The organism is Tenacibaculum sediminilitoris, assembly GCF_964513795.1.
In the GTDB taxonomy this organism is placed as follows: domain Bacteria; phylum Bacteroidota; class Bacteroidia; order Flavobacteriales; family Flavobacteriaceae; genus Polaribacter; species Polaribacter sediminilitoris.
Window position 1 is genome coordinate 1 of sequence record NZ_CAZEQR010000003.1, and the last position, 24,654, is coordinate 24,654.

Consider the following 24,654-nt stretch of genomic DNA (forward strand, 5'->3'; position numbering starts at 1 on the left):
TCAGTTGCCATGTATACAGCTCCAAATGCAAAACCTCCAATTAATAAATGCTTCCAGAAATCTAAACTCATTAATCCGTAAAACTTGCTTGTTTCACCAATCCATTCCATATCTACTACTTGATTGAAGATGAATCCCATTACTAAAGCTCCAATTACTGCAGATAACATAATTCTCCAGCTTCCAATCTTTGTGAAGATTAAGAATAAAGCTCCTAATAAGATTAATAATGTTGATGTTTCTCCTACTGAACCTGGAATAAATCCGAAGAACATATCAGAAACTGAATAGTTTAATGGTTGTGATTGCGCTAAACTTCCTAAGATAGTTTCTCCTGAAATAGCATCTGCAGTTCCTGCTGCTTCCACAGCTCCTTCAACCCACACTTTATCTCCAGACATCCAGGTTGGATATGCGAAGAATAAGAATGCACGAATTGTTAAGGCTGGGTTTAAGATATTCATCCCAGTTCCTCCAAATACTTCTTTACCTATTACAACACCAAAAGCTACTGCTACTGCTAACATCCACAATGGTAAATCTACAGGTACAATTAACGGAACTAACATTCCTGTTACTAAGTAACCTTCTTCTACTTCGTGTCCTTTAATTACAGCGAAGATAAATTCGATTACTAAACCAACTACATACGATACAACTACTAATGGTAAAATTTTAGTTAAACCTATTAAGAAGTTATCCATATTCCAAAACTCTCCAGAAAAGAAACCTGTTGCATTTGAAACAGCTTCTATTTGAAGATTATGTTGGTAACCTGCATTGAACATACCGAAAATTAAACATGGCACTAATGCCATAATTACGATATTCATCGTACGTTTTAAATCATCGGCTGCCTTGATATGAGTTCCTCCATGAGTCGTCTCATTTGGCAAATATAAAAAGGTGTGGAGTGCGTTAAACGCAGGTGCCATCTTAGTACCTTTATATTTTTCTTTTAAATTATGTAAATTTTGTTTTAAGCCCATATCTTATCCTAATTCTTCTCTCATTAAATCTAATCCTTCACGAATTATTTTTTGGTGGGGTTGTTTAGACACACAAATAAATTCTGTTATCGAAAAATCTTCAGGTGCAATCTCATAAGCTCCTAAGCCTTCCATTTCATCAAGGTCTTTGTACATACAAGCTTTTAATAATTGCATCGGATAAATATCTAACGGAAACACTTCTTCATACGAACCTGTTACCACAAAAGCTCTATGCTCTCCATTGGTATTGGTGTTTAAGTCGTATGATTTCTTTGGATTTAACCAAGAAAAAGTTAGCGCTCTTGATGTAGATATTTTGTTAAATATTGGTTTATTCCACCCAAAGAATTCGTAATCATCTCCTTCTGGAATTGCAGTAATTAAGTTGTCGTAATACCCTAAGAAACCGTCTTCACCTACTTCTAAACCACTTAATGCATTACCGCTAATTACACGAGCATTATCCGTATCTAAATTCCCTTCAGTAACATCAGCTACTTGTGCTCCTGCTTTAGCAGTTACATACTGGGGTCTTTTAAATTTAGAACCAGCTAAAGCAATTGTACGGGTAATGTTAAACTTACCTGTTAACAATAACTCTCCAATTACTACTATATCTTGAGGGGTAACTACCCACACAACTTCTCCTTTGTTAATAGGGTCTATTTGTGCTATTTGAGTACTTACATTCCCTACTGGATGTGGTCCTGAAACCTTATGCAACTCAACTCCTTTTACATCTTTAAATGGAGATAATGTTGAGTTTTTTGCAATAGATACATGAACTTTACCTGTTGTTAGTTTTGTTAACGCTGTTAAAGCTGCTTGTAACTCTGCCTCTTTTCCTTTTAACGCATAATCATAATCAGCTGCTAAAGGCGCACTTGCGTAAGCTGATACAAAAATTGCTTTTGGTGCTTGATTAGGGTTTGCCACTACGTCATACGGACGTTGTTTTACAAACGGCCAACAGCCTGAAGCAAACAAGTGATTTTTCACCTCTTCTCCAGACATTGTGTCCACATCTTTTTTACCAAAATCTTTGTATTGCTGCTGTGCATCAGCAGTGATTTTAATTGCTAAAACTTTTCTTCGTGCTCCACGAACGATCTCTGTAATTTTTCCGCTAACAGGGCTAGGAAATAAAATGCGCTCATCACCTTTTGAATAAAAAAGTGCTTCTCCTGCTTTTACTTCTGTACCTTCTTTCGCTAAAATCTTAGGGGTAACGCCGTGAAAATCGTTTGGCCTAACTGCAAACACACTACCTAATGAAAGTTCGGTAGTTACCTGTTCTGCATCACCAACTAGCTTGATGTCCAAGCCTTTCTTAATACGGATGTCTTTTGACATAGGAACTGATTAATTTGATTTTCTTAAAAAACACGCAAATTTAAAAATTTTGAAACCCTTTCTAGAACAAAACCATTTTTATCTTTGATAACTCTTACTATTTATATTTATTCTAAATAAAAATCCTATCTTTGGCGTATATTTTGATACTTTTGTCATATTATGATAAAAAAAGAATTATTATTAATCGCTATTTTACTAACTGTTTCTTGCTTTTCACAAAAGATAAAAACAGTACAATTACGACCTAAAAACAACCCTACTTCTTACGCTCCAATTGTTCGTTTAGGAGATGTTTTAAAACTATCTTTTGATGACTTAGAAGCTGACAGCAAAGAATACCAATATAAAATTGAGCACATGACTCATAACTGGAAACCCAGTAACATACCAAGCAATCAATACATAGAAGGTTTTAACCAAAATGAAATCATTAATTTTTCGAATTCGTTTAACACACTACAGCCATATACTCATTACACTGTAGAAATTCCAAATCAAAATACGATTATCACCAAAAGTGGTAATTATTTAATTTCTGTTATCAACGATAATTATGACGTTGTATTTACTAGACGTTGTATTTTTTATGAAGACATTACCACAGTAGGTGTTGCAGCTTTTAGAAGTAGAAATGCCACTACAACAAACAAGCAACAAACAGTTCAATTCATTATAAACCACCCCGGTTTACAGATAAATACACCTACACAAGAAATAAACGTTTCTTTATTTCAAAATTATGACTGGAATACCGTTATCACAAATCTTCAACCAATATTCATAAAACCTCAGCAGTTAATATATAACCATACTGTTGAGACTAATTTTTGGGGCGGAAATGAATTTTTAAATTTTGACACTAAGCTTATAAGAAACTCGAGCTTAAATGTTGCCAAAGTAGAACGGAAAAACTTATACCATAGCTATCTTTATACTGATGAACCTAGGGCAGATAAAACATATACCTACAACCCTGATATTAATGGACAATTTGTTGTGAGAACTACTGAACGTGATGTTGTTGATAACAGAGACTATACTGAAGCCGATTATTCTTTAGTTCATTTTTCTTTAGATGTTTTTGAGCCTTTTGAAAATAAAGAAGTTTTTGTTTATGGTGCTTTTAACAATTACCAATTGTCTGAAGAAAACAAAATGAACTATGATTTCTCTCAAAAAATATACAAAACAACACTACCCTTTAAACAAGGATTTTACAACTACAGCTATGTTACTTTAGATAAAAAAAATAGGGTTAATTTACATGAAATTGACGGTTCTTTTTATCAAACAGAAAACGAGTACACTGTAATTGTTTATTACAAGCCTTTTGGTGAAATTTACGATAGAGTTATTGGTGTAGGTAACGGTTATTTTAACCAAAATAGGTGAGCTATTTGCTGAAAAATTGACTGAAAACTGAAAAAGAACTATCTTTATCATATGTTTCAACAAATAACAAAAGGCATAAAAATCTCTGTAAAGACCTCATATAGGGACTTTATTTATAAGGGACAGCAGCAATATTATGCTTTTGGTTACTATATTTCTATAGAAAACAAATCAAAAGATACTGTAAAACTACTGGAACGTTTTTGGGTTATTTTCGATGCCCTTAACTATACTGAATATGTAGAAGGTGAAGGCGTAGTTGGAGAAACTCCAACTTTAAAACCCAATGATATTTACAGCTACAGTTCTAATTGTTTTTTACTATCTACAACTGGAGCTATGGGAGGAAATTACAAAATGATTAATACTGAAACACTTGAAGAATTTTTAGTAATTATCCCTACTTTTCAACTAACAACTACTTCTATACTAAACTAATGGCAAAAAATAATAAAGTTACAGTCATAAGAGATCCTAATTGCTTAAACTGTGGATGTCCTTTTACTCATAACGAAAAATTTTGCCCTGAATGTGGACAAAAAAACAGAGGTAAAAAAATTACCTTGAGTGTTTTTCTTCGTGAACTTTTTGCTGGTTTCTTCTCTTTAGATACAAAATTCTGGAGAACACTCATACCATTACTCATAAGCCCTGGAAAAGTCTCAAAAGATTATATTCAAGGAAAAAGAATTAGATATACCAATCCTTTTCGCTTTTATTTGGCTACTTCTATTATATTTTTTTTAATTATTAGCCTGACTGATAGCTATAAGAAATTTGAAGAATTAAGAATAGGAAAATCAACTAATAACAATTTACCCATTAATCTAAATGGAGACCTTAAAAGCAATGTTAAAGTAGACCTAGACTCCATTCAAGATGTTGTTTTCAAACAACTTGAAGAGCAAGATTCTGCAAAAGCTAAACAGATATTAAAGAAACTTGACTCAACAAAACTTTCTTATAATTTTGAACAAAAATCAAGTAAAAAAAACTTCATCGATACTTTTAAGATTGTAAAATTCATGAAGTTTCAAAAAGAAAATTCTAAACTTCCAATTGATGCTGCCTTAGACAGCTTAAACGTGAAGAAAAATTTCAGCAATCGTTTTTGGTATTCTCGTGCTAAGGTTTTTAACTCAGTCTTTTTAAGTAGAGATGAAACTAAAAAGTTTTTTCGTCAAATACTCTCTTACGCTTCTATTGCACTTTTTATATTACTTCCTTTGTTTACGTTGTTTTTAAAACTAATTTACGTTAGGAAAAAATACACTTATGTAGAGCATTTAGTTTTTGTGTTTCATGTACAAACTGTACTCTTTCTTCTTTTTTCAATCTTTTATATTATAGACTTTTTTAAACACTCTGAAAGCTTTTTATTTGTTTTCTTTCTACTATTTATGATATACTTATTTATAGCAATGAAAAGGTTTTACAACCAAGGGTATTTTAAAACATTTATAAAATACATACTAGCCAACACCATGTTTTTTATACTTGCTGTCTTAGGTTCTATAGCAATATCATTTGTTGCTTTTGCTTTGTATTAATCTAACACTTGTAAAAAGAAGTTTTTTGAAGTGTCTTTTAACTCTACAGCTGCTTTTAACTGATTGTTATTACTTACCAACAGTTGTATTGTATTTACTTTATTTAGGTATTTACTTTTAAAAGAATAAATACCTCTATCTTTTTGTTGATAGTCAGTAATATTAAATAGGAAATAAAACTTATTATTTCCATCGGTTTCTTTGATTAACTTTTGTCCCTTTACGGAAGCAAATTTTAAACCATTTTCTTTACAAAAGCTATAAGTAGTAAACAAAGGCATTAATGTTAATAAATCTTCATTCTCAACCTTCTTTATCACTTCTTTTTCTTTTAGATAACTACATAAATCTTCTCCTTGTAACTCTAAAGTTACCTCAGGGGTTATTGTATTCTGAATTTCCTTCTTTTCAACCTTATTAAAATCATCATCATATTCATAAGTTACAATAGTATCTGATTTTTCTATAAAAGAAGTAAGGTTTCCTTCTACCACTCCATCCCATTTACCCGTAATAGAATCTAACGACAATGTTGTAAGCTCTTTAAACTTTTTCTTTAGAACTTCATCTAATTCATTAGCCACTATTTCGGTATTTAGCTTTCCTGACACACTTATTATCGAGCTAGCTACTGATGCCGCTTTAAATGGTTTAAATAAGTCATTTTCCTTACTCAATTCACCTCGAATTCTTAAACTACCCCCATCTACAACGAACTCAAAAAAGTCTCCTTCTAAAGTGCTTACAGCCACAGGTGCTTCGCTACTCTTTATTTTTTCAAAAATTAAATTGTTTTCAGAAAAATAACTTTTATGATTTAATGTTAATAATAACTCGGGGGATATTTGTGCCTTTTTATGTTTTTTTAACAACAATTGCAATGAGTTATCTTTCACTACGCAACTTATCATCCCTTTGCTATAAACTGTAGTCTTACTAGCATTTTGCGCTATAAACTTCTCTTCTTTTAAAGCGTCTATAAAATTTTGCTTTACGGATATTGGATTACTGATATAAAAGTCTTTAAACTCTCTTGTATTGGTATATAAAAACAAACTATTAGGCACTTCTACCTCATCTAACAAAGTTGTTTTTTTTTCCTCTTTTGTGGTTGAAGGTTTCTTAACGTCTAACTGAGAAAATGGATGCTTTAAAAAACTAAGAAGTATGTTATACTCTATTTCTCGAAGGCTTAGATAGACTATCGTTTCAGCTGAAGTTGGTACTTTTTTTCCATAAATTACGGTTGGATTATATCTAAAAAATCCAACCGTAATTATAATGCAGCATATTACTGCAAATATTAATGCTATTCTTTTTATCATTTAGCTTACTTCGCTACTGTATTGATGAATTCTAATAATAGTTTTAACGTATTTTCTTCCGCTCGTTGTGTAGAAAGCTTTAATTCAGAAGAAATTGTATTTCCTTTCATTCTAGACACTCTAAATACAGCATCATTTAAGTGTTTGGCAGAAAAATGTATTGCTTCTTTTTCAGAATTACTCATCCACTTATTAGGTATCTTATTTAAAATAGCGTTTACATCAGCAAATAATACCATTGCATTGTTTCTTACCATTTTACTATGCTTCTTATTATTGAATTTTTCTGTACCTCTAGCAATGTTGATTGCTCCTTTTTGAGAGGTTGTTACATACAATACATCGTTTTTAACTACTGAATATAAATTAAATGGTATATCAGACTTTTTAGTTGTAAATTTTACAACGTTATTTTCAATTTTTAGTGCTTGATGTTTCTCTCCTAATCTAAAAAACTTTTTTAATAAGTCTTCTTTTTCTGAGCCTATCATTAACGTAAAATCAGGAATAAATTCCTCTTTAGTTTTTGTTACTTCTTTACGTTTATAATCTTTATCATATTTATATGTTGTATACTCAACTTCTTCTTTAGAAAAATCATTCAACACCAAAAGAGCATCTCCAGTAACCAACTCACCTAAAGCCTTTTCATCAATAACTAATGAAAATAAATCTCCCACAATCTCCATTTCCTCTTCATATTTTGGTAAAATACCACCATACATTTTTTGTATCATTTCTGGATATTGTTTTAACATTTCTTCCGTATCTAAAGAAATACTCCAAAAAGCCAGTGCCTTATCATGGTCAAAACTATTTACCAAATTACGGCTCATTCTTTTGTTATAAATCTTTTTGAAAGTGTTTTTCATATCCGAACTAACCGACATATCTAATAAAACCCTTGCTTCATTTTTATCAAAAAACAAATTTGCTGTAACCTCTTCAATCCCATAGATATTTTGATTATCTCCTTCCATATACAAAGGGTAGAAAGAATCTCCAAAGGACTTAAACAAACTAGTCATTAACATACCATAATTACGAACCCAAAATGTTGCTGAAGCATTTTTATTTTTACTTTTTTGAAACTTCTTATTAGAAATAATAGAGTTAGAAACGCTATTATTAAAAAGATGTAACGCATATTTTTTGGTCCAACTTTTACCTATTCTCTTTCTAAATGAATAATCATATTCTTTTTCCTCTTTAAGTTTCTCTAAACGTTCTTTATGAATTGAGAAATACCCTCTAGATACATCTCCATTAACAAATAAAAGAAAATTATCATTCCAAATTCTAATAGCATTACGTTCTTCAATAATACTATAGCCTTCCATTCTTCTAATTTTCTTTTGATCTCTTTTTTTTAACATTGATTCAAACAATTCTTTGTTATTTAATTCAACGTAAAAGTTGTGATACGAAATACTATCTGTTTTACTAAAAAAATAGTAGGCATTCGAGGTAATATCTATACCTACATTGGCAACCGAGGACACTTTATTTTCTTCTCTCCTTCTATTAATATTTTTTAAAATCTCTTTTCCGATGGCATTCTCATCAAGATCAGATACTTTTATTAGCTTAAAAAGATTTTCTGCATTGGCAGAAATTAACACATCTACATTGTTAGGTATCTTAGACTCTAATCGTTGGGCTTTAACAACTGTAACTATGTTTAAAAGCAGTAGCGTAGCAATAATTTTTTTCATCCTTAATTTAATTCTCTAATTGTATTTTGTTTTTTATTGTTTGGTTGTTCGCTATTATATCTTGCGCTTGTAAATGCAACATAATAGCTTTTTTACTTTGTGATATTCTTGCTTTATTATTAGCACTTGATCTTATAGGTGTTTCAAATCGATATACACTCGTGTAAGTAGCAGTTTCAAATACTTTACGGTCTTGCATTTTTGTTTTCTGAAACTCTTTCCCTAAATTGAAGTGATGGCTACGTGTAAATGTTTTATTCTCCTTATCAAAATTGAAGTGTTGGTTCTTCTTAACAGCTTCTGCTTGTTTCTTTGAACTAAAATTAGAAATGACTTTGTTTAGTGCTTCAACATTATCAAAATCACACGAAACTGTTACAATAAACTCATTAAAGTTTAATGTGTTTATTACATTATGAACTCCTTTGGTTTGCTGTATTTTACCAACGATTTCATTTATTTTGTTTTTAATAGTGGTTTTAGATGGTACTTTATAACCATTTACACTATCTAACAACATCATAGAAGCTAGCTTTGTTTTACTTTTACTCAAATTAATCGTTAACACAGCACTCCCTGAACCATCTTTATTAAAAGTTACTTCTTCTACAAACTCAAAGCAACTCGTAAATAAAAAGAGAGAGATTAAAGAAAATAGTAATAGCAATTTTTTACTCATCATAGTTTTTTTGCAAATATATAAAAGCCTTTTTTAAGCATTAGTTATTTTAACTTCTGTTTTATCAACGTTTGCATAAACATCGTAGTAATCCATCACAACTTCGTTTTCTTTTTTAATAATTGATGTAGTACTTACTGTTTCAACATAGCTCCGTTTCATTTTTAAAGAAATCTCAGGATTACCTTTTGTTTCATCATGATGAAACTTGAGAATATTAGATTGATTAAATTCTTTGTTATTCAACAACCAATCAGCAAACCATTCTTTTCTTAACTCTTTCATTTCTTCATTATATAATGTAGATGAAGACCAAATTTTAGGCTCATTATTCAACTCCTGAAAATATTTCTTAGTTCCATCCCAAACCAATTCATATGCTTTTAAGTTACTTTTCCAATTAACCAACACAATGGTAAAAGGTTCAATTTCTTCAAAGTTAAAATGATTAATTATTTCAACAGGATTATCAACCTTTAGTAAATATTTTACGATTACCCCTCTGCTCATTCTGTATGAATCGGCTCTTTGATGCTTCGTAAAACCACCATTCAATAGGCAAACCAACCTCTTTTTTTCACTTAAGCCAATCCATGTTCCTCCTGCTAATTCATCTTTAGGATACGTTAGCTTTACCCCGTCTTCAATGTATGTTTTGGGGGCTATTGTTTTTCTCTTCGGATCTTCATCTCTATTTGAAGTTAATATAAAGTTGTTATTCCCTAAAGGTAAATAAGTTACCGTACACATGTTGTTTTACTTTTAAATAATTCCAGCCTTTTGTCCGTTTTAATATTCCTAAAATAACCGTAACTTTGTCATTTAAGAAAGTCTAGTATAGATTTTTTCAATAACAAAGAAAGAAATTTAATTCAACAAACAACATACAAATGGGAAAAGGATTTTTTCACGTACCAACTGCCATTAACGAACCCGTAAAAAGCTATGCTCCTGGATCTTCAGAGCGTGAAGCGGTTTCAAAACAATACAAAGAATACTTTAACGGATCTGTAGATGTACCAATGTACATCGGTAATGAAGAAGTTAGAACAGGAAATACTCGTAATATGACACCTCCACACGATCACCAACATGTGGTAGGACAGTATCATATTGGAAACAAAACACATGCTGAAAAAGCAATTGCTAATGCTTTAGAAGCTCGTACTGAATGGGCACAAATGCCATGGGAACAAAGAGCTGCTATCTTTTTACGTGCTGCTGAGTTAATTGCTGGCCCTTACCGTGCAAAGATTAACGCTGCAACTATGATTGCACAGTCAAAAACTGTTCATCAAGCTGAAATTGATGCTGCCTGTGAATTGATTGACTTTTTACGTTTTAACGTAGAGTATATGACTGAAATTTACAACGAGCAACCAAACTCTGATGACGGAATTTGGAATCGTGTTGAGTACCGTCCGTTAGAAGGATTTGTATACGCAATTACTCCATTTAACTTTACTGCAATTGCTGCAAACTTACCTGCATCAGCTGCAATGATGGGGAACGTTGTAGTATGGAAACCATCTGATAGCCAAATTTTCTCTGCAAAAGTAATTGTAGATATATTTAAAGAAGCTGGTGTACCAGACGGTGTTATCAACGTAATTTATGGTGATCCAGTTGAAATTACTGAAGTAGTGTTAGCCTCTCCTGACTTTGCAGGAATCCACTTTACAGGTTCTACTTATGTATTTAAAGAATTATGGAGAAAGATTGGTGAAAACATTCACACCTACAAAACATATCCAAAAATTGTAGGAGAAACAGGTGGTAAAGATTTTATCATTGCGCATCCTTCTGCAAACGCTAAACAAGTAGCTACAGGTATTTCTCGTGGTGCTTTTGAATTCCAAGGTCAAAAATGTTCTGCGGCTTCAAGAGTATACTTACCAAAATCGTTAGCTGAAGAAACGTTAAACTATGTAAAAGAAGATATCGCTTCTTTTAAAATGGGTTCTCCAGAAGACATGAGCAACTTTATTACTGCTGTAATTCACGAAGGTTCTTTTGATAAGTTAGCAAAATATATTGATCAAGCTAAAGCGGATGCGGATGCTGAGATTTTTGCTGGTGGTAACTACGATAAATCTAAAGGATACTTTATTGAGCCTACTGTTATCTTAACTACTAACCCTAAATACACTACTATGGAAACTGAATTATTCGGTCCTGTAGTAACTATTTATGTATATGAAGATGCAGATTGGGCTGATACGTTAAAATTAGTTGACGGAACTTCTGAATACGCTTTAACTGGCGCTGTATTCTCTACAGATCGTTACGCAGTTGCTGAAGCTACGAAAGCTTTAGAAAACTGTGCTGGTAACTTCTATGTAAACGATAAGCCAACAGGAGCTGTTGTAGGACAACAACCATTTGGTGGAGCTAGAGCTTCAGGAACAAACGATAAAGCAGGATCTGCTCAAAACTTATTACGTTGGGTATCTCCTCGTTTAATTAAAGAAACTTTTGTTTCTCCTGTAGATTACCGTTACCCATTCTTAGGATAAGAAAAGAAATTCCGAACAAAGAATCTTACTATAAATTAAAAGCAACCTCAAATGAGGTTGCTTTTTTGTTTCACTTAGAAGCTGTTTTTTTAACTTCGCTATTAAAATGACCTCAAAATATGGAAAAGACAAATTATCCAGGAATATTTGTTAGAGTAAAAGCAGCTTCTATAGACTCAATTATTGTGATTCTACTTATAGCTACTACTACAGATTTATTCTCTCAGTTTGAAAAAATACCCGACTATGCCAAAATGATTGCTTTTGCATTCATCTTTATTTTATATGAACCTTTAATGGTTTCTTTTTTAGGCTCTACTGCTGGCCATAAAATAAGTAATATAAGGATTCAAAAACTAGACAACGGAAAGAAAATTAATTTTGGCCAAGCCTTTATTAGATTTTTAGTAAAAGTAACTCTTGGATGGGCTTCTTTTTTTACTGTTTCAACTAATAAAAATAAACAAGCAATTCACGATTCAATTGTAAACTCAGTTGTTGTTTATGACAATTAAACAACTCTCTTTTTAATGTAGCTTTTCAAATAATTTGAATATTTAAAAATTCTTTTTTATTTGTTTTCAAACAGAATTCAACTAATTTCGTTTAACACATATTAGTGTTTAAATAACAATGAATTACAAAGAAATACTTGAAACTGTATATCAAAAAATAGCTCCTATTGAGAATGTAGGTGAGTTAGCTACGTATATTCCTGAATTAGCTACGATTGATGCTGAAAAATTTGGTGTACATATTTCAACAGTTGCTAACACCAATTTTGGTTTAGGAAACTTTCAAGAAAAGTTCTCTATTCAAAGTATCGCCAAAGTGTTATCCCTTTGTTTGGCGTATAAGTATCTTGGTGAATCTATTTGGGACAGATTGGGTGTAGAACCTTCTGGTAATAGTTTTAACTCATTGATACAACTAGAAACGGATAATGGTATTCCTAGAAACCCGTTTATCAATGCTGGTGCTATTGTTATTGCAGATATTTTAATTAGTAGTTTGGTAAACCCGAAGGAAGATTTATTAAATTTCATTAAAAGTCTTTCCACCAATAAAGACATCAACTACTCTGCTAAAATTGCAGCTTCTGAAAAATCGGTAGGCTACAGAAATGTTGCCTTGTGTAATTTTATCAAGTCTTACGGAAACATCTACAACGACCCTGAAGTAGTGCTAGATTTCTATTTCGATTTATGCTCGTTGGAACTGACGTGCGAACAACTTTCTGAATTATTTTTCTTCTTAGCCAATAATGGACAAACCAGACAGGGCGAACAAATATTGACTAAAAGTCAATCGAAAAGAATTAATGCGTTGATGCAAACCTGTGGGTTTTATGACGAATCTGGTGAATTTGCTTTTAAAGTAGGGCTTGCAGGAAAAAGTGGTGTTGGTGGAGGAATTATTGCCATACATCCTAACCAGTATGCGATTGCAGTATGGAGCCCTAAATTGAACAAAAAAGGAAATTCCTACAGAGGTATGCGCTTTTTGGAAGAGTTTACTACGCTTTCTGAACAGTCTATTTTTTAGTTTTATATTAACCCCATTTGAATTAATTTCGCTAAAAAGAGGAACGTTGATTGGACCAATTAATATTTATGAAAATGAAAAAACTATAAATTTACCTATGGGAGTTTATGATGTTTATCTTATAGGTGGGTGGTATGTTGATTTATTAAGTTTTAATTTTTTGTTATCTAAGGTCAATGGAGAAGAAGTAATTAAACCTGAAGAAGCAACATTGAAATCTCAATCTTACTATAAAAGAAAAAGAACTAAAAGAATATTTTCTTTTTCCGTTAACAAAGGAGGTAATTATAAAATAGAATTTAAAGGACAGAATTCATTAATCTTAAGAAAACACAGTCTTATGATTGGTTATTTGTTTGGGAAAAAAATTGAAACAAATTCAATAGAAATATTTATCGAAAGAAATTAAAAGTTAACACAAGCGTACAATATTTAATAGAAATATTGCACGCTTTTAAGTTTTAAATCTTTAACTCAACTCAATTTTCATATTCAAATACAACCATTTGGTAGGAACATCTGATGACTGTCCGTTTACTAACTTATCATAATCAATCCCCCAATCCAATAAATTTACTTGCCCTTGTAATACCAGTTCGCTAGACATACTTTCGTATGAATTTCTAATTCCAGTTGCAAAAAACTTCACCTCTCTTTCAACCCCTTTAATAGACATAATCCCATTAATTTGATACCAATCTACTCCCATCACATACACATTCGTAGTTCTAAACCTTATTTTTTCGTTGTTATCGCTAATAAATACTCCTTTGGTTTTAACTCTTTTGGTTAAATCAGCCACATCACCTCTACACGCTTTAAATGAGTTTGGATCAACTTCAAAAGAAATACGCATGTTTTCTAACGGATTTCCAGCATCCATTCGTACAGGAATAGCTACTTTTAAATTGTCTACAATACCTCCAAATGGTGTACTACAATGTCCGTGTGTTACAAACATATTAATCGTCTTGTTTTTTACAACTTCGGTTACCTCCTTTTTTTCTTTTGTTGTAACTGTTGAAGTACTTTTAGCAAACCCGCTAATCAAAACAATAGTTAATAACGCCCCAACTAACAAAATTCTATTTTTAATGGTTTTCATAATATTCGTATTTAAAGTTTTCATCAAAACTATTGTAACCTTCCGTTAAAAGTGTAAATCAATTGTCAAAAAAGTGTAAAAAAGCTTTAACCAGTGTACTTTTATTTAAATTTACCTCCAAAAACTACTAAAGTCTATTTTTCTAACATTTTAAAATGTCACAAAAAACTCAACTTAAAGAAGTCGCCAAATTATTTTTTAAACTAGGTTGTATTGCTTTTGGTGGACCTGCTGCGCATATTGCCATGATGGAAGATGAAGTTGTTAAAAAAAGAAAATGGATGACTCAGCAACATTTTCTAGATTTAATGGGAGCTACTAATTTAATACCTGGACCCAACTCTACTGAAATGACCATGCATTGCGGACATGAAAGAGCTGGTTGGAAAGGGTTAATTGTCGCTGGCTTTTGTTTTATTTTTCCTGCCGTAGTAATTACATCAATAGTAGCATGGTTATACCAAGAATATGGTCAGCTTCCTAAAGTTGAACCTTTTATTTACGGAATAAAACCCGCAGTAATTGCCATTATTGTTATGGCAGCTTATCGATTAGGTAAAAAAGCCGTAAAAAATACATCTTTAGCTATTTTAGGATTAATCACTTTAGTTGCCTGCCTTTTAGGTGTTAACGAAATAGCAGCTTTGTTTGGCTGTGGTTTACTAGGTGCGTTACTCTATTTTTTCAACCAAAACCGTAATAATTTAACCAGCATACTTCCCTTTTTTCTATTTCAGGCAAGTGAAACGCTTCAAGCCAACAATCTGAAAATTTTATTAACCTTTTTAAAAGTTGGAGCAATTTTATATGGAAGCGGTTATGTGTTATTTGCTTTTTTAGATGCAGAATTAGTTGCTAACGGATGGCTTTCAAGACAAGTACTAATAGATGCCGTTGCTGTAGGGCAAATAACTCCAGGACCTGTTTTATCTACCGCTACTTTTATTGGTTGGCAAATGAATGGAATAACTGGCGCACTTGCTGCTACCATAGGGATATTTTTACCATCTTTCTTTTTTGTTTTAGTTTTAAACCCATTGATTCCTAAAATGAGGAAATCGAAGCTTATTGGTGCTATTTTAGATGCTGTAAATGTAGCTGCCGTGGCTCTGATAATTGCTGTCTGTTTTGAAATGGCAAAAGATGCCATAACTGATTGGCGTACTATTGTTATTGCTATTATAAGCCTACTCGCTGTTTTTTATTTAAAAAAATTAAACAGTGCATTTATTGTTTTAGGAGGTGCGCTTTTAGGTTATATCTTAACTTATTGCTAAACCCTGTAATATCATTCGTTTTAACCTACCTTTGCAAAAAAATAATTGAATGCAGTTTTCAGACCTACACCTTAACAAATCTATCTTAAAAGCTCTTACTGAAGAAAGACACCATAAACCAACCTTGGTACAACAAGAAGTAATTCCGTTAGTATTAGCTAAAAAAGATGTAATTGTAGCTGCACAAACGGGTACAGGTAAAACGGCTGCTTTTGCATTGCCTATTATTCATGAACTTTCCAAAGAAGCTGATGTAGAAAAAAGAGCTAAAAAAATAAAAACATTGATTATAAGTCCAACTCGTGAATTGGCTATTCAAATTCAAGAAAACTGTAAAACATATAGTAAATATACCAATGTAAGAACTACCGTTGTTTACGGAGGTGTGCCTACACAACCACAAAAAGACGTTCTAGAAAAAGGTGTTGATATTTTAATTGCTACTCCTGGTCGTTTTATTGACTTACACAAACAAGGAAGCATTGATGTGCGCCAGCTAACAACTTTTGTTTTAGATGAAGCTGACTTGATGTTAGACATGGGCTTTATTGAAGACGTTCAAAAGATTGAAGAATTATGTCCGCGTAAAAAGCAAACCTTACTTTTTTCTGCAACGATACCCGATAAGGTAAGTGATTTAGCAAAATCAATGCTACGCAATCCTGAAAAGGTAGATATTTCACCTACTGAAACTACTTCAACAAACATTGGACAGTTGCTGTATTACACACCAAAAAAACATAAGGTCGATTTGTGTTTGCACTTATTACGCAATACCATAAAAGGTCGTATTATTATATTTCGTCGTACCAAATTTGGGGTTGATAAGTTAGAGAAAACACTTCAAAAGAACGGCTATAAAGCTACCAGCGTACACGGTGACAAATCACAAAATTTACGTAACCAAGCTATTGAAGATTTTAAAAATAACAAAGCCAACATTTTAATTGCGACTGATGTTGCTGCTCGTGGAATTGACATTAGCAAGGTAGACGCAGTAATTAATGTTGATTTACCAAACATTCCTGAAACCTACGTACATAGAATTGGTAGAACAGGTAGAGCTGGTAAATCTGGAATTGCCTTTTCGTTATGTAGCACTGATGAAACTTCTTACATCAAAGCTATTCAAGAATTTATGGATAGAACTATAAAAATTGTAGAAGACCATCCATTTCCTTTAGCAAAACCTAAGCCTAAAAAACAACCCAATACTGTTAGTAAACACAAAAAAGGAAGAAAATCAGAAGCTTCAAAAAAGAAGAAAAAACGCTGGTATTAAACCTTTTATTAAAAATAACAAGATAAAATGTTGTGGTTTTTATTTATTAATCGTAATATTGCAATGTAATAATTAAACAATGGGGTTAACCAAATCTGAAATATTCACTGAAGAACAAAACCAATTAGCTAGTATTGCAAAAGTATTAGGGCATCCAGCCCGTATTGCTATTTTACAACACTTGTTTAAATTGAATTCTTGTGTATGTGGTGATTTGGTAAATGAGATAGGTTTGGCACAACCTACTATTTCACAACATTTAAAAGAGCTCAAAAAACTTGGCATTATCAAAGGTACTATTGACGGAACTAGTGTCTGTTATTGTATTAACCCTTCCACATGGAAAGAAATTAAAACATTACTTTCTACTTTTTTAAATCTTGACATGAATAATCAAAATTGTTGCTAAAAAAAATTTAATTAAATTAATCGCAATATTACAATAGACACAAATACCATGAAACTATCAGAAATCAAACAACATTTAAGCACATTAAAAACTATTGCTTTTCAATTACCTGACGGTAGCTTAGTTCCTAATCATTTTCATGTAACAGAAGTAGGAAAAATCACCAAAAACTTTATCGATTGTGGCGGTGTAGTTAGAAATGAAGAAGTCGTGAATTTTCAATTATGGAATGCTAATGACTATGATCATCGTTTACATCCAGAGAAGTTAATTCATATCATTGAGTTATCAGAAAAAGTATTAAACATTCCTACAGAATTAGAAATTGAAGTTGAATACCAAGGAAGCACGATTGGTAAATACGGATTGGGTTTTGACGGAACCAACTTCTTATTAACTACGAAACAAACCGATTGTTTAGCGAAAGATAATTGTGGTATTCCAACAGAAAAACCTAGAGTAAAATTATCAGATTTACAAAAACAAACAACGTGTGAACCAAATTCAGGATGTTGCTAAGCATGAAAACACTAACCTCATTTTTATTTTCTGAGATACAAGAAACTCTTTCAAGTTTACCTACTGTTTCAGAAGAACGCAAAGAAGTTTTACAGCCTCTTATTCAATACACTCAGAAGAAACTTGATAATAAAGAGGCTATAAACCTAAATTTTATTTGCACACATAACTCAAGGCGAAGTCATTTATCGCAAGTATGGGCACAAACCATGGCTTATTATTACCAAATTCCAAATGTATATAGCTATTCAGGAGGAACAGAAGCCACTGCTATAAACTCAACAGTTATTGACACCTTAGTTTCTAACGGATTTCATATTCAGCAGCTATCTAACGGAAAAAATGCTGTTCATTCTATAAAGTACGCAAAAAACATATCTCCAATTATAGGGTTCTCTAAGAAATTTGACGATGAATTTAACCCTGCTTCTGCATTTTGTGCTATCATGACCTGTTCACAAGCTGATGAAGGTTGCCCTTTCATTGCTGGAGCTGAAAAAAGAGTGTCGGTTACTTATGAAGATCCAAAATTATTTGATGGAACTCCTAATGAAAAACAAAAATATTTAGAAAGAAGCTTACAAATTGCAGCTGAAATGCACTATGTGTTCTCCTCTATAAAATTTTAACCTCTATATTTTATTGGTAGATGCACTACTTTTTTGGTTTCAAAGAAATCTTCTTCAAAAAAATCGGGTAAATTATAAATGGTGGCTTTTGGGAAGTTCGCAAGTTCTTCACTTAAGTCGCCACCTTTAAGGTATAAAATCCCATTTTTAAGTGCATGATTTTGCTTTTTATGCACTTTGTTTTTTACCCAACGATGAAATGTTTCCATTTGTGCCACTGCTCTACTTACAATAAAATCGTACGTGTCGTTTACCTCTTCAACACGGCCATGAGTAGTTTTTACATTCTGTAAACCTAACCCTTCAGCAACTTCATTTACCACTTTTATCTTTTTTCCAATAGAATCTACCAAGTGAAATTGTGTCTCTGGAAATAAAATTGCTAACGGAATTCCTGGAAAACCACCACCTGTACCTACATCCATGACTTTAGCCCCAGCCTTAAACTCCATTACCTTTACTATTCCTAACGAATGTAATACATGACGCAAATACAATTCATCTATATCTTTTCGAGAAACAACATTAATTTTTAAGTTCCAATCTTTATATAATTCTTGCAACTTAGAAAATTGTTCTAATTGTTCTTCCGATAAATTGTTAAAGTATTTTTTTATAAGTTTCATGAAGTGATTTTTTTCCGTTGCAAAAATAAAAAACTAATTGGTTTTGTTAATTTTTATATAAAAGATATTAATCTAGTTAAAAAGTTAGTCTTAAGCAATAACAATGAAACAAAAACGTTTATTTTTGCGATATAAACAAACAACAAATGAAGACAGTAAACTTCTCAAGAATAGACAATGCTAAGTTTTTTAGAACTTTAAATAAACGAGTTAACACTTACTTTAAAGAAAATAATATAAAACGTACTGGTAACTGGAAGCTTTATTCAAAAGCTATTATAATGTTAGCTTTATTTTTAATTCCATTCATATTAATTTTAACTATTGATATGTCTCAGTGGCTAAAATTAGCCTTAACTGTCTTAATGGGTGTTGGTATGGCTGGAGTAGGAATGAATGTAATGCATGATGCCAACCACGAATCTTTTTCAAGCAAAAAATGGGTAAACAAACTTTTTGGTAGTAGCATTTATATTTTAGCAGGAAACGTATACAACTGGAAAGTGCAACACAATGTACTACACCATACCTACACAAATATTCAAGATCATGATGAAGATATGGATGCTGGTAGAATTATCCGTTTCTCTAAACACTCACAATGGTTGTGGATTCATAAGTTTCAAAAATATTATTCAATCTTTTTATACGGATTGTTAACAATAAACTGGGCTATTACTACCGATTTTAAACAAATGCGTAGTTATTTAAAGCGTAAATTATCATATGGTGAATTTCCAAACCCAGCTAAAGAATGGACAAAATTAGTGGTTTCAAAGGTAATGTATTATGCTCTTTGGGTTGTACTACCAATCGCTATAATGAATATTGCTTGGTGGAAAGTATTAATTGGTTTTTTTGTAATGCACTATACTGCTGGTATTATTTTAAGTGTTGTTTTTCAATTAGCGCACATCGTTCCAAAAACAGAAACACCATTACCTGATGAGGACGGAAACATGAAAAATACATGGGCTATTCACCAATTATACACCACAGCAAATTTTGCTCCTAGAAACTGGTTTATTAATTTTTATACTGGTGGATTAAACCATCAAGTAGAACATCATATTTTTCCTAATATTTCTCACGTTCACTATGATAAATTGGCTAAAATAGTTAAAGAAACCGCTAAAGAATTTAACCTTCCGTACAACGAATACAAAACTACACGAAGAGCGATTATTGAGCACTTTAAGCATTTAGCTGAATTAGGAGAAAAACCACAATTAGCATAAATCAACACACACACATAACAACACAATGTCAAACGCATTATCAAACAGAATTAACAGTTTACCTGTATCTCAAACTTTAGCTATGGCTGCTAAAGCAAGAGAATTGAAAGCTGAAGGTAGAGATATTATCAGTTTAAGTTTAGGAGAGCCAGACTTTAACACTCCTGATTTTATTAAGGATGCTGCTATTGAAGCCATCAACCAAGATTATAATTCATACACTCCAGTTGATGGGTATATAGAGTTAAAAGAAGCTATTTGTGAAAAATTTAAGCGTGATAATAACTTAACTTACGCTCCAAATCAAGTAGTTGTTTCAACAGGAGCAAAACAATCTATTGCTAATGTGGCTCAGGTATTATTAAATCCTGGTGATGAAGTTTTGTTACCTGCACCATACTGGGTAAGTTATTCAGCAATAGCAACTTTATGCGAAGCTAAATTTACCGAAATTCCTTCTTCTATTGAAAATGATTTTAAAATCACTCCAGAACAATTAGAAGCTGCTATTTCACCAAAAACAAAGATGATTTTCTTCAACTCGCCAAACAATCCAAGTGGAACCATATATAGCGAAAAAGAATACCGTGATTTGGCAAAAGTGTTAGAAAAACACCCTCATATATATATATTATCAGACGAAATATACGAGCACATTAACTACGGAACAAAACCGTTTAGTTTTGCAGCTATTGAGAGTATGTATGACCGCACCATTACTGTTAATGGGTTAGCAAAAGCTTTTGCTATGACAGGGTGGAGAATTGGTTATATTGGCGCTCCTGAATGGATTGCTAAAGCTTGTACTAAAATGCAAGGCCAAATTACTTCAGGAACGAACTGTATTGCACAACGTGCAGCCATTACGGCTGTAAAAGCATCTCCTGAAAAAGTACAATATATGGTAGATGAGTTTAAAAAACGTAGAGACTTAGTTCTTGATTTGTTAGGAGAAATTGAAGGGTTCAAATTAAATGTACCTGAAGGTGCTTTTTATATATTTCCTGATATTTCTGATTTCTTCGGAAAAACCATTCAAGGAAAAGAGATTAAAGATGCAAACGATTTTTCTATGTTGTTATTAGAAGATGCAAATGTAGCTACTGTTACTGGCGAAGCTTTTGGTGCACCAAACTGTGTTCGTTTATCATATGCAGCTTCTGAATTACAATTACGTGAAGCAATTAAGAGAATTAAAAAGGTTTTAAGTTAATTAACTTAAACAATTAAGCATAAAAAAATCCGTAAGACATCTCTTACGGATTTTTTATGTTCTAGAATGGAACTTTTAATTTCCTTACTTTTTTCTTTTTAAGTTTCTTTAAGTACAATGTTTTCTTATTATAATCAATAAATGCTTTTCCAGCTTCTAAAATATCTGCTCCTATAATTCCATCTACCTCATCAGCATCATGTTGTTTTAAAGCTGTATTTACATGAGTTAAGTCAAACAGAACCAAATCACATTCATTTGTCTTCCACTTTCCTATTTTCAGTGAATTGTTTCCTGACTTTTGCGTCTCCATATCAGTAGCACCTGCTCCAGCAGCTTTTACTTCACTTTCTTCAGAAATAAGTTTGAAACGTTCTATCAACTCTAATCCAACACACGAATTAGAAGCGCCTGTATCTAAAATAAACCTTCCTTTAACACCATTTATCTCTGCATTCAACTCTAAATGGTTTGTCACCATTTTTTTAAGTTTTATTTTGATGTATTTCTTTTTCCCTAATACTTTTTTCAAACTTGTCATTTCTTGTACTTTTGTCATCACAAAGATACAATAATACAATGTCACCTTGAGCCTTAGCGAAAGGTCTTTCTTTAAAAAAATATGATAACAGATACCCATACACACCTATATTCTAGTCAGTTTGATGAAGATAGAAATGAAATGATACAACGTGCCAAAGAAGCTGGTATTTCTCGTTTCTTTATTCCTGCGATTGATAGTTCTTATACTGAACGTATGTTCGATTTAGAAAAAAACTACCCAAACGATGTGTTTTTAATGATGGGCTTACATCCTACTTCGGTAAAAGAAAATTACCAAGAGGAATTGGCGCATGTAAAGGAATGGCTAGACAAACGTGATTTTTATGCGATTGGTGAAATTGGTATCGACTTATATTGGGATAAATCGTTTTTACCCCAGCAACAAGAAGCTTTTCGTACTCAAATTCAATGGGCTAAAGAAAAAAAACTACCGATTGTAATTCATTGCCGTGATGCTTTTGATGAAATTTTTGAAGTTTTGGAAACTGAAAAAGGAGATGATTTATACGGAATTTTTCACTGTTTTACAGGAACACTTGAACAAGCTGAAAAAGCAATTTCTTACAATATGAAATTAGGAATTGGCGGTGTTGCTACTTTTAAAAATGGAAAGATTGACAAATTCCTACATCAAATTAATATTAAACATATTGTGTTAGAAACCGATTCTCCATACCTAGCTCCAACTCCATACAGAGGGAAACGTAATGAAAGTAGCTACATAACTAATGTTGTGGATAAGTTGGTGGATATTTACGGATTATCTTTCGATGAAATTTCAGAAATTACAACACAGAATTCTAAAGACGTTTTTGGTGTTTAACTTACAAACCGCATATTATAAAACTCCTATTGGAATTGCCAAAATTGATGGCGATGAAAACGGAATCCAATCGATTTCTGTATTGGACGAAGATACTTCGGATACAATTAGCTTTCTAAAAGAGACTCCATCTTGTTTACAAAATTGTGTCGCTCAACTTGATGAGTATTTTGCTGGAAAAAGAACAGCGTTTGATCTTCAACTGAATCCACAGGGAACAAGCTTTCAACAATCGGTTTGGGAAGAGTTATTAAACATTCCCTTCGGAAGAACTAGAACCTACTTAGAACAAACCAAACAATTAGGTGATGTAAAAGCAATTCGTGCTGTAGCTTCTGCTAACGGTAAAAACCCTATTTGGGTAGTTATTCCGTGCCACAGAGTTGTAGGTTCTGATGGTTCGTTAACAGGATATGCAGGCGGTATTTGGCGTAAAAAATGGTTATTAGAGCACGAAAGTGGAGCAAAACAACAAACATTGTTTTAAGTTGTTTAGTTAAACTTAATTTCAGCATTCTTAATAAGATTCCGAAACAAGTTCGGAATGACTATCGTCAATTTAAGTTCCGTTTTTCAATAAAAAATTTCTTTAACAAAAAGCTACATTCTTCTTCTAAAACCCCTGATATTACCTTTGTCTTTGGATGTAATTTTGTTTTCAACACATTAAAACCAAGTTTTGGTTCACTTGCTCCATATACTATCTTCCCTATTTGCGTCCAGTAACTCGCTCCCGCACACATTTGGCAAGGTTCAAGTGTAACATACAAGGTACAATCTTTTAAATATTTTCCACCTAAAAAATCTGCTGCTGCAGTAAAAGCTTGCATTTCGGCATGCGCCGTAACATCGTTTAACAACTCTGTTAAATTATGCGCTCTAGCAATAATTTGATTATTAAAAACGATTACTGCACCTACTGGAACTTCTCCTTTATCATAAGCAAGCTCAGCCTCTTGTAAGGCTTTTTTCATAAAGTAAGTCTCATCAAACGGATTCATATACTTGGTTTCATATAAGTTCTTAAACAAATGTAGCCAAAATTTGTTTGCACGAACTCTCAGTAAAATACTTATTTTTACCAAAATTTACGATTTGATTTCAATCAACACTTCTGAAAATAGAAAAGTCTATTTTGCTTCCGATCAACATTTGGGAGCTCCAACTTCTGAGGCTAGTTTTCCTCGTGAACAAAAGTTTGTTGCATGGTTAAACGAAGTTAAAAAAGATGCCGAAGCGATTTTTATTCTAGGTGATTTATTTGATTTTTGGTTCGAATATAAAACTGTTGTTCCTAAAGGATTTGTGCGCGTTTTAGGTAAACTTGCTGAAATAAAAGATAGCGGTATTCCGATTTACTTTTTTGTTGGAAATCATGATTTATGGATGTATGATTACTTTGAAAAGGAATTAAATATTCCTGTGTATCATTCTCCTCAAGAATTTAAAATCAACGATACGTTATTTTTAATTGGTCATGGTGATGGATTAGGACCAGGAGACAAAGGGTATAAACGCATGAAAAAAGTGTTTACATTCCCGCTATTCCAATGGATGTTTCGTTGGCTACACCCAGATTTAGGTGTTCGATTAGGACAATATATGTCAGTAAAAAACAAACTGATTTCTGGTGATGAAGATGCCAAATTTTTAGGCGAAGATAAAGAGTGGTTAGTACAGTATTGTAAGCGAAAGTTAGAAACTAAACACTACAATTATTTTGTTTTTGGACACAGACATCTCCCGTTAGAAATTCAACTTAAAGAAAATAGTACTTATTTGAATACTGGTGATTGGATCCAGTATTACACCTATGCTGTTTTTGAAAACGATAAACTATTCTTAAAAGAATATAACTCATAAAAAAAGCACCTCAAGAGGTGCTTTTTTATAATCAAA

27 protein-coding genes are annotated in these 24,654 nt (G+C 32.2%); 17 read left to right on the forward strand and 10 right to left on the reverse strand.

All coding sequences use genetic code 11. The features are described from left to right. Both ACKTSW_RS01030 and ACKTSW_RS01035 read right to left on the reverse strand, forming a co-directional pair. Positions 1-989: RnfABCDGE type electron transport complex subunit D (locus ACKTSW_RS01030; protein WP_408023418.1), on the reverse strand; the 989-nt coding region annotated here is incomplete at its 3' end. Between the two features lie 3 nt (positions 990-992). Further along, complete coding sequence (locus tag ACKTSW_RS01035; RefSeq protein ID WP_408023419.1) at positions 993-2,345, reverse strand: Na(+)-translocating NADH-quinone reductase subunit A; 1,353 nt, start codon at positions 2,343-2,345, stop codon at positions 993-995. A 162-nt stretch (positions 2,346-2,507) separates the two neighbouring features. Here ACKTSW_RS01035 and ACKTSW_RS01040 point away from each other — a divergent pair, with 162 nt between their 5' ends. The 3 genes from ACKTSW_RS01040 to ACKTSW_RS01050 are packed head-to-tail and all read left to right on the forward strand — an operon-like array spanning position 2,508 to position 5,290. Next, on the forward strand, positions 2,508-3,740 hold the full coding sequence (locus tag ACKTSW_RS01040) for a type IX secretion system plug protein (RefSeq protein WP_408023420.1): 1,233 nt from the start codon (positions 2,508-2,510) through the stop codon (positions 3,738-3,740). Between the two features lie 51 nt (positions 3,741-3,791). Continuing rightward, complete coding sequence (gene apaG, locus ACKTSW_RS01045; RefSeq protein ID WP_408023421.1) at positions 3,792-4,178, forward strand: Co2+/Mg2+ efflux protein ApaG; 387 nt, start codon at positions 3,792-3,794, stop codon at positions 4,176-4,178. Then, the gene (locus tag ACKTSW_RS01050) at positions 4,178-5,290 is read left to right on the forward strand and encodes a DUF3667 domain-containing protein (protein WP_408023422.1); all 1,113 of its coding nucleotides are present in this window, start codon (positions 4,178-4,180) and stop codon (positions 5,288-5,290) included. The genes apaG and ACKTSW_RS01050 overlap by 1 nt, the downstream gene beginning before the upstream one ends. On the opposite strand, the gene ACKTSW_RS01055 is transcribed toward ACKTSW_RS01050, so the two are convergent. The 4 genes from ACKTSW_RS01055 to ACKTSW_RS01070 are packed head-to-tail and all read right to left on the reverse strand — an operon-like array spanning position 5,287 to position 9,759. Further along, positions 5,287-6,615: a hypothetical protein gene (locus ACKTSW_RS01055; protein WP_408023423.1), complete on the reverse strand. Its 1,329-nt coding sequence runs from the start codon at positions 6,613-6,615 to the stop codon at positions 5,287-5,289. The genes ACKTSW_RS01050 and ACKTSW_RS01055 overlap by 4 nt on opposite strands. Before the next feature lie 5 nt (positions 6,616-6,620). Further along, positions 6,621-8,330 (reverse strand): hypothetical protein, encoded by a 1,710-nt coding sequence (locus ACKTSW_RS01060; RefSeq protein ID WP_408023424.1) that lies wholly within the window; start codon positions 8,328-8,330, stop codon positions 6,621-6,623. A 7-nt stretch (positions 8,331-8,337) separates the two neighbouring features. Beyond that, complete coding sequence (locus ACKTSW_RS01065) at positions 8,338-9,012, reverse strand: hypothetical protein (RefSeq protein ID WP_408023425.1); 675 nt, start codon at positions 9,010-9,012, stop codon at positions 8,338-8,340. A 30-nt stretch (positions 9,013-9,042) separates the two neighbouring features. Continuing rightward, positions 9,043-9,759 (reverse strand): NRDE family protein, encoded by a 717-nt coding sequence (locus ACKTSW_RS01070; RefSeq protein WP_408023426.1) that lies wholly within the window; start codon positions 9,757-9,759, stop codon positions 9,043-9,045. A gap of 140 nt (positions 9,760-9,899) precedes the next feature. Here ACKTSW_RS01070 and pruA point away from each other — a divergent pair, with 140 nt between their 5' ends. The 4 genes from pruA (at position 9,900) to ACKTSW_RS01090 (ending at position 13,479) form a co-directional block, all read left to right on the forward strand. Continuing rightward, positions 9,900-11,525: an L-glutamate gamma-semialdehyde dehydrogenase gene (pruA, locus tag ACKTSW_RS01075; protein ID WP_408023427.1), complete on the forward strand. Its 1,626-nt coding sequence runs from the start codon at positions 9,900-9,902 to the stop codon at positions 11,523-11,525. 119 nt (positions 11,526-11,644) lie between these two features. Continuing rightward, complete coding sequence (locus ACKTSW_RS01080; RefSeq protein WP_408023428.1) at positions 11,645-12,040, forward strand: RDD family protein; 396 nt, start codon at positions 11,645-11,647, stop codon at positions 12,038-12,040. A gap of 118 nt (positions 12,041-12,158) precedes the next feature. Continuing rightward, positions 12,159-13,070 carry a glutaminase gene (locus tag ACKTSW_RS01085; RefSeq protein WP_408023429.1) on the forward strand — a complete coding sequence of 304 codons (912 nt, stop codon included), beginning with the start codon at positions 12,159-12,161 and terminating at the stop codon, positions 13,068-13,070. Between the two features lie 46 nt (positions 13,071-13,116). Beyond that, a complete protein-coding gene (locus ACKTSW_RS01090) occupies positions 13,117-13,479 on the forward strand; it encodes a hypothetical protein (RefSeq protein WP_408023430.1) in 363 nt (120 codons plus the stop codon). A 60-nt stretch (positions 13,480-13,539) separates the two neighbouring features. Here the strand turns inward: ACKTSW_RS01090 and ACKTSW_RS01095 are convergent, their stop codons facing one another. Then, positions 13,540-14,175, reverse strand: coding sequence for a YceI family protein (locus ACKTSW_RS01095; RefSeq protein ID WP_408023431.1), 636 nt, complete (start codon positions 14,173-14,175; stop codon positions 13,540-13,542). Between the two features lie 155 nt (positions 14,176-14,330). On the opposite strand from ACKTSW_RS01095, the gene chrA reads away from it, so the two are divergent. The 5 genes from chrA to ACKTSW_RS01120 all read left to right on the forward strand — a co-directional run bounded on the left by chrA (position 14,331) and on the right by ACKTSW_RS01120 (position 18,291). Then, positions 14,331-15,452 carry a chromate efflux transporter gene (gene chrA, locus ACKTSW_RS01100; RefSeq protein ID WP_408023432.1) on the forward strand — a complete coding sequence of 374 codons (1,122 nt, stop codon included), beginning with the start codon at positions 14,331-14,333 and terminating at the stop codon, positions 15,450-15,452. Between the two features lie 49 nt (positions 15,453-15,501). Then, positions 15,502-16,734, forward strand: coding sequence for a DEAD/DEAH box helicase (locus ACKTSW_RS01105; protein ID WP_408023433.1), 1,233 nt, complete (start codon positions 15,502-15,504; stop codon positions 16,732-16,734). Between the two features lie 79 nt (positions 16,735-16,813). Next, entirely contained in the window at positions 16,814-17,143 is a 330-nt protein-coding gene (locus tag ACKTSW_RS01110) for an ArsR/SmtB family transcription factor (protein WP_408023434.1), read from the forward strand. Between the two features lie 48 nt (positions 17,144-17,191). After that, the gene (locus tag ACKTSW_RS01115; RefSeq protein WP_408023435.1) at positions 17,192-17,662 is read left to right on the forward strand and encodes a DUF6428 family protein; all 471 of its coding nucleotides are present in this window, start codon (positions 17,192-17,194) and stop codon (positions 17,660-17,662) included. A 2-nt stretch (positions 17,663-17,664) separates the two neighbouring features. Continuing rightward, a complete protein-coding gene (locus ACKTSW_RS01120; protein ID WP_408023436.1) occupies positions 17,665-18,291 on the forward strand; it encodes a low molecular weight phosphatase family protein in 627 nt (208 codons plus the stop codon). On the opposite strand, the gene rsmG is transcribed toward ACKTSW_RS01120, so the two are convergent. Beyond that, positions 18,288-18,917: a 16S rRNA (guanine(527)-N(7))-methyltransferase RsmG gene (gene rsmG / locus ACKTSW_RS01125; RefSeq protein ID WP_408023437.1), complete on the reverse strand. Its 630-nt coding sequence runs from the start codon at positions 18,915-18,917 to the stop codon at positions 18,288-18,290. The two genes, ACKTSW_RS01120 and rsmG, sit on opposite strands and share 4 nt — an antisense overlap. Positions 18,918-19,063: 146 nt before the next feature. Between rsmG and ACKTSW_RS01130 the strand changes: the two genes are divergently transcribed. Both ACKTSW_RS01130 and ACKTSW_RS01135 read left to right on the forward strand, forming a co-directional pair. Continuing rightward, positions 19,064-20,155 carry a fatty acid desaturase family protein gene (locus tag ACKTSW_RS01130; protein ID WP_408023438.1) on the forward strand — a complete coding sequence of 364 codons (1,092 nt, stop codon included), beginning with the start codon at positions 19,064-19,066 and terminating at the stop codon, positions 20,153-20,155. A gap of 25 nt (positions 20,156-20,180) precedes the next feature. Then, entirely contained in the window at positions 20,181-21,368 is a 1,188-nt protein-coding gene (locus tag ACKTSW_RS01135; RefSeq protein WP_408023439.1) for a pyridoxal phosphate-dependent aminotransferase, read from the forward strand. Between the two features lie 61 nt (positions 21,369-21,429). Here ACKTSW_RS01135 and ACKTSW_RS01140 read toward each other — a convergent pair whose 3' ends face one another. Next, the gene (locus tag ACKTSW_RS01140; protein ID WP_408023440.1) at positions 21,430-21,909 is read right to left on the reverse strand and encodes a retropepsin-like aspartic protease; all 480 of its coding nucleotides are present in this window, start codon (positions 21,907-21,909) and stop codon (positions 21,430-21,432) included. Between the two features lie 81 nt (positions 21,910-21,990). Here ACKTSW_RS01140 and ACKTSW_RS01145 point away from each other — a divergent pair, with 81 nt between their 5' ends. Together ACKTSW_RS01145 and ACKTSW_RS01150 are read left to right on the forward strand one after the other, a co-directional pair. After that, entirely contained in the window at positions 21,991-22,755 is a 765-nt protein-coding gene (locus ACKTSW_RS01145; RefSeq protein WP_408023441.1) for a TatD family hydrolase, read from the forward strand. After that, positions 22,748-23,242, forward strand: a complete 495-nt coding sequence (locus ACKTSW_RS01150) for a methylated-DNA--[protein]-cysteine S-methyltransferase (protein ID WP_408023442.1) — start codon at positions 22,748-22,750, stop codon at positions 23,240-23,242. Before ACKTSW_RS01145 ends, ACKTSW_RS01150 begins: the two co-directional genes overlap by 8 nt. A 67-nt stretch (positions 23,243-23,309) precedes the next feature. Here ACKTSW_RS01150 and ACKTSW_RS01155 read toward each other — a convergent pair whose 3' ends face one another. After that, positions 23,310-23,756: a nucleoside deaminase gene (locus ACKTSW_RS01155; RefSeq protein ID WP_408023443.1), complete on the reverse strand. Its 447-nt coding sequence runs from the start codon at positions 23,754-23,756 to the stop codon at positions 23,310-23,312. Positions 23,757-23,850: 94 nt separating this feature from the next. Between ACKTSW_RS01155 and ACKTSW_RS01160 the strand changes: the two genes are divergently transcribed. Beyond that, positions 23,851-24,618, forward strand: a complete 768-nt coding sequence (locus ACKTSW_RS01160; protein ID WP_408023444.1) for a UDP-2,3-diacylglucosamine diphosphatase — start codon at positions 23,851-23,853, stop codon at positions 24,616-24,618. Positions 24,619-24,654: the final 36 nt, after the last annotated feature.